13 protein-coding genes are annotated in these 13,777 nt (G+C 65.1%); 4 read left to right on the top strand and 9 right to left on the bottom strand.

What is annotated here, in order from left to right; translation table 11 throughout:
• Positions 1-12: 12 nt before the first annotated feature.
• On the bottom strand, positions 13-174 hold the full coding sequence (locus AABD04_RS13130) for a hypothetical protein (protein WP_341441449.1): 162 nt from the start codon (positions 172-174) through the stop codon (positions 13-15).
• A gap of 25 nt (positions 175-199) precedes the next feature.
• On the opposite strand from AABD04_RS13130, the gene AABD04_RS13125 reads away from it, so the two are divergent.
• Entirely contained in the window at positions 200-721 is a 522-nt protein-coding gene (locus AABD04_RS13125; RefSeq protein ID WP_341441448.1) for a CGNR zinc finger domain-containing protein, read from the top strand.
• Between the two features lie 22 nt (positions 722-743).
• Here the strand turns inward: AABD04_RS13125 and AABD04_RS13120 are convergent, their stop codons facing one another.
• The gene (locus tag AABD04_RS13120; RefSeq protein ID WP_341441447.1) at positions 744-1,583 is read right to left on the bottom strand and encodes an ABC transporter permease; all 840 of its coding nucleotides are present in this window, start codon (positions 1,581-1,583) and stop codon (positions 744-746) included.
• Positions 1,580-2,587, bottom strand: coding sequence for an ATP-binding cassette domain-containing protein (locus AABD04_RS13115; RefSeq protein WP_341441446.1), 1,008 nt, complete (start codon positions 2,585-2,587; stop codon positions 1,580-1,582). The genes AABD04_RS13120 and AABD04_RS13115 overlap by 4 nt, the downstream gene beginning before the upstream one ends.
• Positions 2,588-2,768: 181 nt before the next feature.
• On the opposite strand from AABD04_RS13115, the gene AABD04_RS13110 reads away from it, so the two are divergent.
• Together AABD04_RS13110 and AABD04_RS13105 are read left to right on the top strand one after the other, a co-directional pair.
• Positions 2,769-3,524: a sigma-70 family RNA polymerase sigma factor gene (locus AABD04_RS13110; protein ID WP_341441445.1), complete on the top strand. Its 756-nt coding sequence runs from the start codon at positions 2,769-2,771 to the stop codon at positions 3,522-3,524.
• Positions 3,521-4,279, top strand: coding sequence for an anti-sigma factor (locus AABD04_RS13105; RefSeq protein ID WP_243609523.1), 759 nt, complete (start codon positions 3,521-3,523; stop codon positions 4,277-4,279). The genes AABD04_RS13110 and AABD04_RS13105 overlap by 4 nt, the downstream gene beginning before the upstream one ends.
• 38 nt (positions 4,280-4,317) lie before the next feature.
• On the opposite strand, the gene glsA is transcribed toward AABD04_RS13105, so the two are convergent.
• Positions 4,318-6,144: a glutaminase A gene (gene glsA, locus AABD04_RS13100; RefSeq protein WP_341441444.1), complete on the bottom strand. Its 1,827-nt coding sequence runs from the start codon at positions 6,142-6,144 to the stop codon at positions 4,318-4,320.
• Between the two features lie 178 nt (positions 6,145-6,322).
• Between glsA and dxs the strand changes: the two genes are divergently transcribed.
• Positions 6,323-8,203 (top strand): 1-deoxy-D-xylulose-5-phosphate synthase, encoded by a 1,881-nt coding sequence (gene dxs / locus AABD04_RS13095; RefSeq protein ID WP_341441443.1) that lies wholly within the window; start codon positions 6,323-6,325, stop codon positions 8,201-8,203.
• On the opposite strand, the gene AABD04_RS13090 is transcribed toward dxs, so the two are convergent.
• From AABD04_RS13090 to AABD04_RS13070, 5 genes are all read right to left on the bottom strand, one after another.
• A complete protein-coding gene (locus tag AABD04_RS13090; RefSeq protein WP_341441442.1) occupies positions 8,190-8,528 on the bottom strand; it encodes an MFS transporter in 339 nt (112 codons plus the stop codon). The two genes, dxs and AABD04_RS13090, sit on opposite strands and share 14 nt — an antisense overlap.
• A gap of 99 nt (positions 8,529-8,627) precedes the next feature.
• Positions 8,628-9,374 carry an SDR family oxidoreductase gene (locus AABD04_RS13085; protein ID WP_341441441.1) on the bottom strand — a complete coding sequence of 249 codons (747 nt, stop codon included), beginning with the start codon at positions 9,372-9,374 and terminating at the stop codon, positions 8,628-8,630.
• A 94-nt stretch (positions 9,375-9,468) separates the two neighbouring features.
• Positions 9,469-10,323, bottom strand: coding sequence for an RNA polymerase sigma factor SigJ (gene sigJ / locus AABD04_RS13080; RefSeq protein WP_341441440.1), 855 nt, complete (start codon positions 10,321-10,323; stop codon positions 9,469-9,471).
• Positions 10,324-10,420: 97 nt separating this feature from the next.
• The gene (locus tag AABD04_RS13075) at positions 10,421-12,526 is read right to left on the bottom strand and encodes a 3-hydroxyacyl-CoA dehydrogenase NAD-binding domain-containing protein (protein ID WP_341441439.1); all 2,106 of its coding nucleotides are present in this window, start codon (positions 12,524-12,526) and stop codon (positions 10,421-10,423) included.
• Entirely contained in the window at positions 12,523-13,749 is a 1,227-nt protein-coding gene (locus AABD04_RS13070) for a thiolase family protein (RefSeq protein WP_341441438.1), read from the bottom strand. Before AABD04_RS13070 ends, AABD04_RS13075 begins: the two co-directional genes overlap by 4 nt.
• Between the last annotated feature and the right edge of the window lie 28 nt (positions 13,750-13,777).

The following is a 13,777-nucleotide window of genomic DNA, read 5'->3' as shown; positions in this document are numbered from 1 at the left end:
TGCGGCGACCGATCAGGACCGGTACGCAATTTCGGCGACCGGGGCGAAGGTGTGCGTGGGAACGGTCACGATGCGCTGGGCACCGCACCGGCATCCCTGGTACCCGACGAGTCCCTCGCTGGTGTCGTGGGTGGAGTGGGTGGTCCAGGTGTGTGCGATGTGTTCTTTATCCATGCGTCCATCGTGATGTAATGGTCTTGTGCACATCAACCCTTACGGCGAATACGCAGTGAAACTCGGCATCGACCTGCTCAACTCGCCACCCACGTCGGCGACCGAACTGGGCAACCGCTGCGTCGACGCGGGCCTGGTACCGGACTGGACCGCAACCGAGGCCGATCTGCTGGACACCGTCGAGTTCCTGCGTGACTGGGCACGGGTGGTGGACGCAACCACCGACAACGAACGGGCCGACGCGCTCAACGCGCTTCTGGCACAGGCGTCGGCGTACCCGCGCTTGACGAACCATGCCGACGACGGCTGGCACATGCACTACCGCGACCCCAACATCGAACTCGGCGGCGTCATCAGGGCGTTGGTGAGTGTCGGCACAGCGTTGCATCTGACCGGACGCGGTATGTCTCGCCTCGACCGCTGCGCGGCAGCCGACTGCACTCTCGCTTTCGCCGACACCTCGAGAACCGGCAGACAGCGGTACTGCGGAACGGTGTGCTCCAACCGCGATGCGGTACGTAGACATCGAGCACGCGCCGCCTCGTGATCGAGGCTGCGCACCGGGTTCGCTAGGACTTTCGGTTGTACAGGCGCATCGTGATCGGCCCGAACACCGCCAGCAACACCGCGCACAGCATCAGCGTCACTCCCAGCTGACCGGTGTCGACGTCGCCCTGCATCAGGCCACGCAGGGACGTGACCAGAAAGCTGACCGGATTGACGTCGACGAACGCACGCAGCCAACCGGGCATCGTGGCGGGGTCAACGAAGATGTTGCTCGCGAAAGTGAGTGGAAACAGGATGAACATCGACACGCCCATCACCGCGGCCTCGGTGCGCACGATCATGGCGATCATCGTCCAGATCCAGGACAGGCAGAACGAGAACACCAGCAGCAGCGCGATCGAGGCCACGACCCCGACGACGCCACCCTGCGGCCTGACGCCGAGTATCAATCCGAGGATCAGCACGATCACCGAGGCCAGCGTGTAGCGAACGACGTCACCGAGCAGCGCGCCGACCAAGGGTGACGGACGCCAGATGGGCAGCGAACGAAACCGGTCGAACACGCCCTTCTCGATGTCCTTGTTCATGGTCACACCGGTGTACATCGTGATCATCACCACGGTCTGGACGAGGATGCCGGGGAGCAGAAACTGGATGTACGCCTGAGTCGACCCCGCCAGTGCGCCACCGAACAGGTAGGTGAAGAGCAACGTGAACATGATGGGGAAGGCCGTCACATCGAACAACTGCTCGGGTACGTGCTTGATCTTGAGCAGCGCTCGCCACCCGAAGCTCAGCGACGTGGACAACGACGACGGGCGCGGTGGACGAGGACCGGCCGCACCGAGCACGTCGATGATGGTCGATGCCCGTGGCGTCGACTGCTGGGCTTCCGTGGTCATGACGCGACCTCCTGCTCGGATTCGACTGCCGAGCCGGCATCGGCCCCATGGGTCGTTCCTGCAGGCTCCACTCCCGCCCCGTGCCCGGTGAGGGCCAGAAACACCTCGTCCAAACTCGGTTGGCCAAGGGTGAACGACGCAATGGGAATGCCCGCCGCTTCGAGTGCGGGCAGCACGGGCGCGGCCTGTGCCGGGTTGTCCAACCGCGCGGTGACGGTGGACGGGTCCGGATCCTCGGTGACGTTGTTGCCGACCAGATCTCGCAGGATTTGTGCGGCAACCGTTCGCTGGGCCGAGTCGAGGACCCGTAGGTGCAGCGAATTGGATCCCACCGATGCTTTCAGCTCACCCGTCGTCCCTTCTGCAATGACCTTGCCGCGATCGATGACTGCGACACGCCCGGCCAGTTGATCGGCCTCGTCCAAATACTGTGTCGTCAGCAACACCGTCGTCCCGCCTGCGACCAACGCGCGGACGATCTCCCACACGTGGTTTCGGCTGCGGGGGTCGAGTCCGGTGGTGGGTTCGTCGAGGAAGATCAGTTCCGGAGTGACGATGATGCTGGCGGCGATATCGATGCGACGGCGCATGCCGCCGGAGTAGGTCTTGACCTGTCGCGGCCCGGCGTCGGCGATGTCGAAGGCCGTCAGCAACTGTTCGGCTCGTGATCGGGCGGCCGGCCGTGAGTAGCCGAGGAGACGAGCGAGCAGCACCAGATTCTCCGTGCCGGTGAGATCCTCGTCCAGAGAAGCGAATTGTCCTGTCAGAGCGACCTTCTGCCGTACGGCCTCCGGTTCGCTCGCCACATCGTGACCCAGGACTCGGGCGCTGCCGCCGTCGATCGGCAGCAGGGTGGCCAGCATCCGGATGGTCGTCGTCTTCCCTGCGCCGTTCGGCCCGAGCACGCCGTAGACACCACCGGACGGAATGGACAGATCGACTCCGTCGACAGCGACGTTCGTTCCGAAACGTTTGACCAGACCGTGTGTCTCGATCGCCGCCATGTCTCTCGATTCCTCCTGTGGGCCGGTCGCCCGATTCCCCACGTTTGTCCGATTGCCCATCAAGGATGAAACGCGGTCCACATCTCCGCAAACGAATTTTCGTCCCGAACCATCCTCCGATCGGTTTGTTCCGAATATGTACTGCGGCGGGAAAACGCGGAGGTTTCGATATGAGAGCGCTATGACCACTAGTGTCGTGATCGATGAACTCGATCATGAACCCGTCTGTTGGGACGACCTTCCGGTGAGCGCGCCGTTGCCAGATGCGTCCGGATCGCCGGATGCACACGGTGAGCGAACGACATCCTCTGCCGTCGAGAATTTCGAGGCCGAGGATGCGGTATGTGCCGTTCCCAGTCCACAGCTCAAGAACTTGCGTGCCGAGGAAGCGGATCGTCTGCGTCGGTTGATGGCGTCGGTCGCACAGGGCGATCGGACGGCGTTCGCCGAACTGTACGACGCGACGTCCTCGCGGGTGTACGGCATGGTGCTGCGGGTGCTTCGCGACCCGGGGTACAGCGAGGAGACCGCGCAGGAGGTGTTCCTCCAGATCTGGCGTGCGGCACCGAATTACGACCCGAATCAGGGCAGTCCCTTGGCCTGGATCATGACGCTGGCGCACCGCCGGGCCGTCGATCGCGTTCGGAGTGAACAGTCGGGCACCGACCGCGAAGCAGCGTACGGCGCGGTCAGTCACACACCGGAACACGACGAAGTGCTCGAAACGGTGACTCAGCGGCTCGAATCGGAGGCCGTGGTTGCCTGTCTCGACACCTTGACCGATACGCAGAGCGAGTCGGTCCGAATGGCTTATTACAGCGGTTACACCTATCGCGAAGTTGCGGAGCGGCTCGGGGTCGCGGTTCCTACCATCAAATCGCGCATACGAGACGGATTGATCAAATTGAAGACATGTCTGGGGGTGATCCCGCAATGAGTGAATCGTCACGACAACGGCTGCTCGACGACGCGGAGATCTATGCCCTCCACGCGACCACCGATTCCGAGCGACGCGACATCGAGGCCGAGCGACTGCGCGTCGACGACACCGCGCGCGTTCAGTTCGATGTCCTGGTGGGCGAGATCCACGAGACGCTGGCCCTGGCGGCCGCGGCCGACGCCACTCCTGCACCGGAGCGAGTACGGCAACTGGTGCTCGATCAGGTCGCCGTCAGCGATCAGGAGCCCACGGTCCACAAGCTGCCACCGAACGTCACTCCGCTGCACCGACACCGGCGCGAGCGCTCCAAGACCTGGCGCTACTCGATGGTCTCGGCTGCGGCCGCGGTGGTCGTCGCAGTGGGCGGCGTCGTGGTCGTCACCCAAACGACGGGTACGGACCCCCAGCCGTCGCAGGCCGAGCAGATCGTGGCCGCCCCGGATGCGCGCGAAACCACAGCGGAGTTCCCTGGCGGCGGTTCGGCGACGGTGTCGTACTCGCTCGCTCGGAACGCGGTCGTGGTGTCTCTGGACGGAGTTCCACAGCCGCCACCGGGACGCGTCTATCAGATGTGGTTCGTGGACGGTTCGCCCCGCTCGGCAGGGGTGGTGACGGAGGACCAACTCGCGTCGGAGTCCGGCACCGTGGTCGACGGACTCGGAGCATCGACCAACTTCGCCTTCTCGCTCGAACCCGAAGGCGGCTCGTCGCAGCCGACCGAAGTGCTCACGATGCTCACCCTCGGTGCCTGACGTTCGTCGGAACACCATGATCGGACGGTTCGACATCATCAGATGCCGATGTCGAACCGCCCGAGCGTTCTGATCACCGCTGCCATCTGGCCGTACGCTCCGGTGGCGAGATTTTCCAGCAGCGCCAGCTTGATCTCCGGTGCGTCTCGCGTGAGCGCCTGGAAGTGCGCTGTCGACACCACCACGAGATCGACCGGTGTGTCGGCGACCATGTCGAGCAGAAACGGCACCGACATCAGCAGGGGCATCTCACCGAAGCTCATGCCGGGGGAGAGAGTCGTGATGCGGTGCTTGCCACCGTCGGCGGAGACCGCCGTCGACGTCACCTCGCCGCGCAGCATCAGGAACAGGCCCGCCGCCGGATCGCCGTGGCGAACAATCACCTCTCCACGCGCGTAGTGCCGTTTCTCCAGATACGGAGTCACCGCCTCGAACTGGGCGGCGGACAGCCCGGCCAGCAACGGATGCTCGGCAGTGGTGACGACGGTGGGCTGTCGTACACCCACGCAATGACGATCCAGAAGCAGGTTCTCGGCCCACTGGATCGCTGCACCCAGGCTCGAGTACGTTCGGCCTGCGGGGTCGGCCGGGTCGAGACTCGACGTCGTGTGACCCATGATCGCTCTGGGATCCACCAGACCCACCACACAGCCGTGTTCGGCGAGATCTCGGCGTAGGTCCTCGAACATGGTGCGAGCGATGTCACTGACTTCGTCCACCCCCCGAACGTCGATGACGAGGGCATCCAGTTCACGGTCGAGGTCGCCGATCTCACGGACGGCCGTCTCGGCCCCGGAGAACAGCAGATCACCGTGCAGCTCGTATACCCGGGCGCGATCTCCCACGGCGGCCAGGGCGGCTTGTTCCACATCGGAGCGCCGTTTACGCGAGGGTGCCTCGGTGACCACGTATCGACGCCGGATCGAGGACTTGGCCGCTCGGGTGACGTGCAGGAAGTGCAGTTCGAGACGGTTCGAGAGCTCTCGGCACGCGGCGACTCCGCGCACGCTGTTGCCGTGGGAATCGAGTCGCGGTGAATAGACGGCAATGCCCATCTGCCCCGGGAGTACTGCCAGGATTCCTCCTCCGACTCCGCTCTTGGCCGGCAGACCCACCCGCGCGACCCAGTCGCCCGCGCCGTCGTACATCCCACACGTCGTCATGACCGACAGCACCCGTTCGACCAGAGCGGGTGCCAGTGCGCGCTCTCGCGTGCGCGGATTGACGCCGTTGTTGGCCATGGTCGCCGCCATCATGGCGAGGTCCGCAGCGGTGACGTCGATCGAACACTGGCGAAAGTACAGATCGACTGCGGCGTCGGGATCGTGGTCGATGATGTCGAACGAACGGAGCATGAAGCCGATGGCGCGGTTGCGATTGCCGGTGCGGGCCTCCGACCGGTAGACGGACTCGTTGAACGTCAGAGATCTCCCCGCATAGCGAGAGTACGAGGCTCGAATGCGCTCGAACCGGTCCTCGGCACTTCGCCCTGAGATCAGTGACGCCGACGTGATGGCACCGGCATTGATCATCGGGTTGCGCGGTCGCTCGGTGACGGGGTCGAGACTGATCTCGTTGAACGGCTCACCGGACGGTTCGACGTCGATCTTGCTCGCAACGATGTCCAGGCCGCGATCGGCCAGGGCCAATGCATAGGTGAACGGCTTGGAGATCGATTGGATCGTGAAGGGGAGTCGAGTGTCACCGACTTCGTAGAGGTAACCGTCCGTGGTCGTCAGCGCGATACCGAACCCGTCCGGCATGACGGCGGCGAGCTCGGGAATGTAGTCCGCCACGTGCCCGGACGTGTCGTCGCGGCACAGCTCGTGAACTCGGCACAGGATGGCATCGACGACGTTGCTCATAGGCCACACTGTAAGTGTGATGTCCGATTCGACACTGCGGAGGTTAGGGGCGGCTGATCCAGGGCACCTGGATGCTCGACGGTACTGTCGGCGTGACGATGCTGGGCGGAGCGGCGAGGAACGCCGACTCCGTAGACTGAAGTCTCTATTCTGTTTCCGGCCGGAGGGAGCGATCTCGTTGGGTGTCCTAGCGCGAATTCAGACGCCCGAGGACTTGCGCGACCTCGGCAGTGCGGAGCTGGCCGAGTTGGCCCGCGAGATCCGCGCGTTTCTGGTCGAGAAGGTGTCCGCCACCGGCGGCCACCTCGGACCCAATCTCGGCGTGGTGGAACTGACTCTGGCGATCCACCGAATCTTCGATTCGCCGCGTGACCCCGTCATCTTCGACACCGGCCACCAGGCGTACGTGCACAAGATGCTGACCGGGCGCATCGGTCTGTTCGACACGCTCCGTAAACAGGGTGGACTGTCGGGCTATCCGTCACGGGTCGAGAGCGAACACGACTGGGTGGAGTCCTCGCACGCGTCGGCGTCGCTCTCCTATGCCGACGGCTTGGCCAAGGCGTTCGCACTCAAGGGTGAGACCGACCGCCACGTCGTCGCCGTGGTCGGAGACGGTGCACTCACCGGCGGGATGTGCTGGGAGGCACTGAACAACATTGCGGCCGGTCGGGACCGATCTCTGGTGATCGTAGTCAACGACAACGGTCGCTCGTACGCTCCGACCATCGGTGGTTTGGCCGATCATCTGGCGGCCCTGCGGCTACAGCCGGGGTACGAGAAGGTGCTGGACAACGGTCGCCGAATCGTGCGTCGCATTCCCGTCGTCGGTCCTACGGCGTACGCGATGCTGCACGGAATGAAGGCCGGGGTGAAGGACGCCATCAGCCCGCAGGTGATGTTCACCGATCTGGGAATCAAGTACCTGGGTCCGGTGGACGGGCACGATCAGCATGCGATGGAATCGGCTCTGCGCCGAGCCAAGGCGTACGGCGGTCCGGTCATCGTCCACGCGGTGACGCGCAAAGGAATGGGTTACGTTCACGCCGAGAACGACGTCGCCGATCAGATGCACGCCACCGGTGTCATCGATCCGTTGACAGGGCTGGCGCGATCGAAGTCGGTACCGGACTGGACCTCGGTGTTCTCGGCGGCGCTGATCGAGCAGGGCGAACAGAACGACGACGTCGTGGCGATCACCGCAGCGATGGCTGCGCCCACCGGTCTCGCCGCGTTCGGGGTTCGGTTCCCCGACCGACTGTTCGACGTCGGTATCGCCGAGCAACACGCGATGACGTCGGCCGCCGGCCTTGCGCTGGGCGGCATGCACCCGGTGGTCGCGATCTACTCCACCTTTCTCAATCGAGCGTTCGACCAGTTACTGATGGACGTGGCGCTGCTCGGACTCCCGGTCACCGTGGTGCTGGACCGCGCCGGTGTCACCGGTGCCGACGGTGCCAGTCACAACGGCATGTGGGACATGTCTCTCCTCGGCATCATCCCCGGCATGAAGGTAGCGGCACCGCGAGACGCGGAAACGCTGAGGGAAGAACTGGCCGAGGCGATCGCGACGTCCGACGGACCCACTGCGCTGCGCTTCCCCAAGGGCGCAGTGACCGAGGCGGTTCCGGCTGTGCGCAGGCTGGACGGAATCGTCGATGTGTTGGCCGAGCCGGCCGATGCGACGGGCGACGTGTTGATCGTCGCGGTCGGTGTGTTCGGCTCGCTCGCCCTCGACGCTGCGCAGAAGCTTCGGCACGACGGCATCTCGATTGCCGTCGTGGATCCCCGCTGGGTGCTTCCGATTCCGCAGTCGTTGCTCAAGTTGGCCGAGGACTATCGAATGGTGGTGACCATCGAGGACAGCGGTGTGCACGGCGGAATCGGATCGACGTTGTCGGCCGCGTTGCGCGGTGCAGGCGTCGACACTCCGTGCCGCGATCTCGGTGTGCCGCAACGATTCCTGGACCACGCATCGCGGGAACAGCTACACCACGAACTCGGTCTCACCTGCGAGGACGTCGTGCAGCGGGTCTCGCACTGGGTCAAGAGCCTCTGAGGCTCTCCTCCCGCCGGACGTCCACGCCGTAGAACGCGCGGCGTCCGGCCACCGCGCCCGCGACTGCCATCGGAGCCGTCATCACGAGAAGGAAGAGCACCGACGGCTCCCACCGTTGCGTTGCCGAATGCACCGCGCCGCACACCAACGGGCCGCAGGCTGCCAGCACGTAGCCGACCGTCTGAGCCATCGAACTCAGCGATGCAGCATCACGTGCCGTCGCGGCCCGCAGGTTCATCAGTGTCATCGCCAGGGACAACTGCCCGCCCTGACCGAGTCCGAGCAACACGGCCCACAGCAGCGCCCAGGAATCTGCAGAAGACAACACCCCCAGTTTCATCGGCGGACCCACCCCGCCGAACTCGACGTCATGGACGAGAAATCGCCGGATGTCGTCCACAGCTTCGAGTTCGGCGGTGGGCGATCATCGCGACTGTGCGGCCGCCCAGTCCTCGAACGTCTGCGTACCGTGATCGGCACCGGCGGAAGTAACCAGCGTTCCGTCTCGCATTGCGCGACCGTATGCGCCGGGAATCGGGACCTCCAGTACCGAGCAGCGGGCACCGATTGCCAGTGCGTAGCGCCGCACCATCTCGACCATGCGCTCTTCACGTGGTCCACCGAGATCGGCGACGCGGCCGGAAGGCGACCGCTCGGCCAGGTCGATCAGACGCTCGGCAACCTCGCGGGCGGCGATCGGTTGCGAGAGCATCCTGGGGATGACTGTCAGTGGACCGAACGAGGTCTGCGAGCGGATCTGCGCGGCGAACTCGTGGAACTGGGTGGCTCGAAGAATCGTCCATGGCACTGCTCCGGCCCGAACGAGGCTCTCCTGCTTCACCTTTCCGGCGTAGTAGCCGTGCGGTGCCTCGTCTATCCCCACGATCGACAACGCGAGGTGATGACCGACTCCGGCCGCGCCCTCCGCCGTCAGCAAGTTGCGGGTCACGGCGGAAAAGAACGCCGTCGATTCTTTCGCCGAGAGAGTCTGCGTCGACGCGACATCGACGACAGCGTCGACGCCGGACAACGCGTCGGACAGACCTGTGCCGGTGACGAGATCCACACCGGCCGATCGCGACAACACGACCACCTCGTGTCCGCGTTCACGTGCAACCTCGACCACATGTGCTCCGACGGTTCCGGTTCCACCGGCTACGGCTAGCTTCATCGCGTATCCACCTGATTCTCGAGAGATGATGCGGACCGCACTGCGCGGCCCTCCACTCTCTGACGACGCAGCCGTGACGAATGTATGGCGGGTGTCAGACCCAGTGCCGGAGTTTGTCCGGATTGAGCACGATCCACACGCTCGAGACCATGCCGTCGACGGTGTCGAACCCGATGACGCCGAACACCGCGCCATTGCGTCGGATCACGATCCCCGACAGGCCGTTGACGGATTCGATCGACCAGTGGAGATCGGTGGACTTGGCGGTGACGCCGCGGACGAAGCGAGCGACTCGATCGGATCCGAGGACCGCATTACGGGCCGCGGATACGTGGCCGCCGCCGTCGCTGATCAAGGTGACGTCGGGCGCGAGCACCGAGACGAGGGATGCGAGATCCCCGCCTGCAGACGCCGATGCGAACGCCCGCACGACGCGATCGTGCTCGCGGGGATCGGCGACGAAGTGATGACGGGAATGCACGTGAGTTCGTGCGGCAGAAGCGAGTTGGCGGCAGGCGGCCGGGGATCGATCGAGAACGGTCGCGATCTCGTCGAACGGCACGGCGAACGCGTCGTGCAGGACGAATGCGACTCGCTGCGCCGGAGAGAGCGATTCGAGAACGACGAGAAGCGCGAGTGTCACCGATTCCTGTTGCGTCACTCGATCGGCCGGATCCGTGGCACCCTCGGGGGCGATGGTCTCGACGGGCTCAGGTAGCCACTGACCGACGTAGTTCTCGCGGCGAACACGAGCCGATCCGAGCATGTCGAGGCAGATCCGGCCCACCACTCGGGTGAGCCATGCAGCAGGGACGTCGATGGCGTCGCGTTCGGCGCCGGTGAGTCGGTACCACCGAACGAGAGCCTCGGATGCGGCGTCCTCGGCGTCGCTGTACGACCCCAACATTCGGTAGCCGATGCCGATCAGCCGACTGCGTTCGTTGTTCATCGGATCGCACCATAGCGTGACCGAACAATGCCGAGTTCGAGGTCATGGACGAAAATCCGGAGAAATCCGTCCATAACCTCGAACTCGGCGGGGAAAGCTAGACGCTGGCTACACCGGGGGCGAGGAAGCGCTGACCGGTTGCGGCCTCGGATGCACCGCTGCGGTCCAGGTACGGGGTGATGCCGCCGTTCCAGAATCCGAAGCCTCCACCGAGGAGCAGGCAGAGGTCGATATCCTCGGCCGCTGCCACGACGCCCTCGTCGAGCATGATCTTGATCTCGTCGGCAATGGCGTTGCGGGTGCGGTCGAGCACCTGCTCGGCGGTGGACGGTGAATCGCCCTGCGGCCACAGTGCGGCGACCTCGGGGTCGACGACCTGGCCCTCGGGGCCGTAGGTCCACACACCCGGCTTCTTCGCCTCGACGAGAGCGCGGAAGCCGGCGGAGTCCTTGAACCGATCCGGATAGGCCTCGGCGAGGGTTTCGGCCGTGTGCAGGGCGACGGCCGGCCCGACGAGTGCCAGCAGGGTCAGCGGGCTCATCGGCATACCGAGCTCGCCCACTGCGCCGTCTGCCACATCGAACGGGGTGCCCTCGTCGATCGCGCTGATGATCTCGTTCGACGCGCGCGTGACGAGACGGTTGAAGACGAATCCGGGGAGATCCGCCGACAGCACGGCCGACTTCTTCAGGGTCTTGGCCGTCGCGAATGCCGTTGCGAGAGTGGCATCGTCGGTCTTCTCGCCCTTGACGACCTCGAGCAGCGGAAGTACGGCCACGGGGTTGAAGAAGTGGAAACCGACGACCCGCTCGGGGTGCTTCAGATCGGCCGCCATCTTGGTGATCGACAGCGAAGACGTGTTGGTCGCGAGAATCGTTTCGGCAGAGACGAATTCCTCGACCTCGGCGAACACCTTCTTCTTCACGTCGAGGTTCTCGAAGACGGCCTCGATGACGAAATCGGTCTTGGCGAAGGCGGACTTGTCGATGGAGCCGGACACCAACGCCTTCAACCGATTCGCGGCATCGGGGGACAGGCGCTTCTTGCCGAGCAGCTTGTCGATCTCCCCGTGGACGTAGCCGACGCCCTTGTCGATGCGCTCCTGATCGATGTCGGTGAGGATCACCGGCACCTTCAGCTGCCGCACGAACAGCAGCGCGAGCTGGCTGGCCATCAGGCCGGCACCGACGATGCCGACGCCGGAGATCTTGCGCGCCAACGACTTGTCGGGTGCACCGGCAGGCCGCTTCGCGCGCTTCTGAACCAGATCGAAGGCGTACAGCCCGGCGCGGAGCTCGTCCTTGACCAGCAACGTGGACAGGGCCTCGTCCTCGGCCGCGAAAGCCTTGTCGAGCGAGGCAGAGTCGGTGATGTCGGTGCTCTTGGCGAGCTCGAGCAGCTCCACCGCGGCGACGGGGCCGGGGGCGAAGTTGTTCGTCTTGCCCGCGACGATGCCCTTGGCGCGGGCGATGGCATCGTCCCAGGCCTGCCCGCGGTCGATCTCGGGACGAGCAGGGGTGATCTCGCCCTTGATCACCTGAGCGGCCCACGCGAGAGACTGCTCGAGGAAGTCGGCTCCGCCGAAGAGGGCGTCGGCGATGCCGAGGTCCAGTGCCTGCTGCGGCTTGAGGACGCGATTCTGGTTCAGTGCGTTCTCGATCACGACGGTGACGGCGTTCGAGGCTCCGATGATGTTGGGCAGCAACTGAGTTCCGCCCCATCCCGGCACCAGGCCGAGGAAGGCCTCGGGTAGGCCGAGGGCGGCAGCGTTCTCCGCGACGGTGCGGTAGTGCGAGTGCAGTCCCACTTCGAGGCCACCGCCGAGTGCGGCACCGTTGATGAAGGCGAACGTCGGAATTGTCGACTCGCGAAGGCGACGGAACACCTTGTGGCCGAGCTGTCCGATCTGCAGCGCCTCGTCCTTGGTCTTGATGTTCGGCACACCGTTGAGGTCGGCACCGACGGCGAAGATGAACGGCTTACCGGTGACGGCGATGGCCACCGGGTTCGCTGCGAATGCCTCGTCGAGTGCGGCGTCGAACTTGGCGAGTCCGCCGGGACCGAAGGTCGAGGGCTTGGTGTGGTCGAAGCCGTTGTCGAGGGTGACCAGGGCGATCGAACCCTCGAGGCCGGGAACGGAGATGATCTTGGTGAAGGCGTTCGTGACTACCTCGTCGGTGAACGCTGTGGTGATGTCGCTCATGCCTTCGCTCCTGAGTAGTCAGCGTGGTTGGGGTTCTCCCAGATGACGGTGCCGCCCATGCCGAGACCGATGCACATGGTCGTCAGGCCGTAGCGGACGTCGGGCTGCTGGGCGAACTGGCGGCTCAGCTGTGTCATCAGACGAACGCCCGAGGACGCGAGGGGGTGGCCACACGCGATGGCCCCGCCCCACTGGTTGACGCGGGGGTCGTCGTCGGCGATGCCGTAGTGCTCGAGAAACGCGAGCACCTGGATGGCGAAGGCCTCGTTGATCTCGAACAGGCCGATGTCGTCGATGCTCAATCCTGTTCGGCCGAGCAGCTTTTCGGTCGCGGGAACCGGTCCGATGCCCATGACGGCCGGGTCGACACCGGCGAAGCTGAAGCCGACCATCCGCATGCCGATGTTCAGTCCGAGTTCGTGCGCGGTGTCCTCACCGGCCAGGATTGCGGCGGTGGCACCATCGTTGAGTCCCGCGGCGTTGCCTGCGGTGACGCGACCTGCGGGCCGGAACGGTGTCTTGAGCTTGGCGAGATCGTCGACGGTGGTGCCGGGGCGAGGCGGCTCGTCCTCGGTGGCCAGGCCCCACCCTGTGGCGGACTTGGTGGCGACGGGCACGAGGGTGTCGGCGATGAAGCCGGCCTTCTTGGCGGCGTCGTACTTGTTCTGGCTCGCGACGGCGTAGGCGTCGGTGCGGTCCTTGGTGATGCTCGGGAACCGGTCGTGCAGGTTCTCGGCGGTGTTACCCATCACCAGCGCGCTGGGATCGACGAGTTTGTCGGCGAGGAAGCGCGGGTTGGGGTCGACGCCTTCACCCATCGGGTGGCGGCCCATGTGTTCGACGCCACCGGCGATGACGACGTCGTACTGGCCGAAGCCGATGCCCGATCCGGTGGTGGTCACCGAGGTCATCGCGCCGGCGCACATGCGGTCGATCGCGAAGCCGGGGACGCTGCGGGGGAGTCCGGCCAGCAACGCGGACGTACGGCCGATCGTCAGGCCCTGGTCACCGGTCTGCGTGGTCGCGGCGATCGCGACCTCGTCGATGCGCTCGGGAGGCAGGTTGGGGTTCTTGCGAAGAAGTTCGCGGATGGCCTTGACGACGAGGTCGTCGGCGCGAGTATCGGCGTACATGCCCTTGGGGCCTGCTTTGCCGAACGGGGTACGGATGCCGTCGACGAAGACAACATTCCTCTGTGAGCTGGTGGACGGGGGTACAGACACGCTTTTCGATCCTCCCGACAGATGCGGA

Source organism: Rhodococcoides navarretei (assembly GCF_038069675.1).
In the GTDB taxonomy this organism is placed as follows: Bacteria; Actinomycetota; Actinomycetes; order Mycobacteriales; family Mycobacteriaceae; genus Rhodococcoides; species Rhodococcoides navarretei.
This window is presented reverse-complemented; position numbering and strand designations above follow the sequence as displayed.

Coding starts and splice junctions, on each gene's coding strand:
- AABD04_RS13130 (WP_341441449.1), bottom strand. CDS start 174: ATGGATAAAGAACACATCGCACACACCTGGACCACCCACTCCACCCAC.
- AABD04_RS13120 (WP_341441447.1), bottom strand. CDS start 1,583: ATGACCACGGAAGCCCAGCAGTCGACGCCACGGGCATCGACCATCATC.
- AABD04_RS13115 (WP_341441446.1), bottom strand. CDS start 2,587: ATGGCGGCGATCGAGACACACGGTCTGGTCAAACGTTTCGGAACGAAC.
- AABD04_RS13110 (WP_341441445.1), top strand. CDS start 2,769: ATGACCACTAGTGTCGTGATCGATGAACTCGATCATGAACCCGTCTGT.
- AABD04_RS13105 (WP_243609523.1), top strand. CDS start 3,521: ATGAGTGAATCGTCACGACAACGGCTGCTCGACGACGCGGAGATCTAT.
- glsA (WP_341441444.1), bottom strand. CDS start 6,144: ATGAGCAACGTCGTCGATGCCATCCTGTGCCGAGTTCACGAGCTGTGC.
- AABD04_RS13085 (WP_341441441.1), bottom strand. CDS start 9,374: ATGAAGCTAGCCGTAGCCGGTGGAACCGGAACCGTCGGAGCACATGTG.
- sigJ (WP_341441440.1), bottom strand. CDS start 10,323: ATGAACAACGAACGCAGTCGGCTGATCGGCATCGGCTACCGAATGTTG.
- AABD04_RS13075 (WP_341441439.1), bottom strand. CDS start 12,526: ATGAGCGACATCACCACAGCGTTCACCGACGAGGTAGTCACGAACGCC.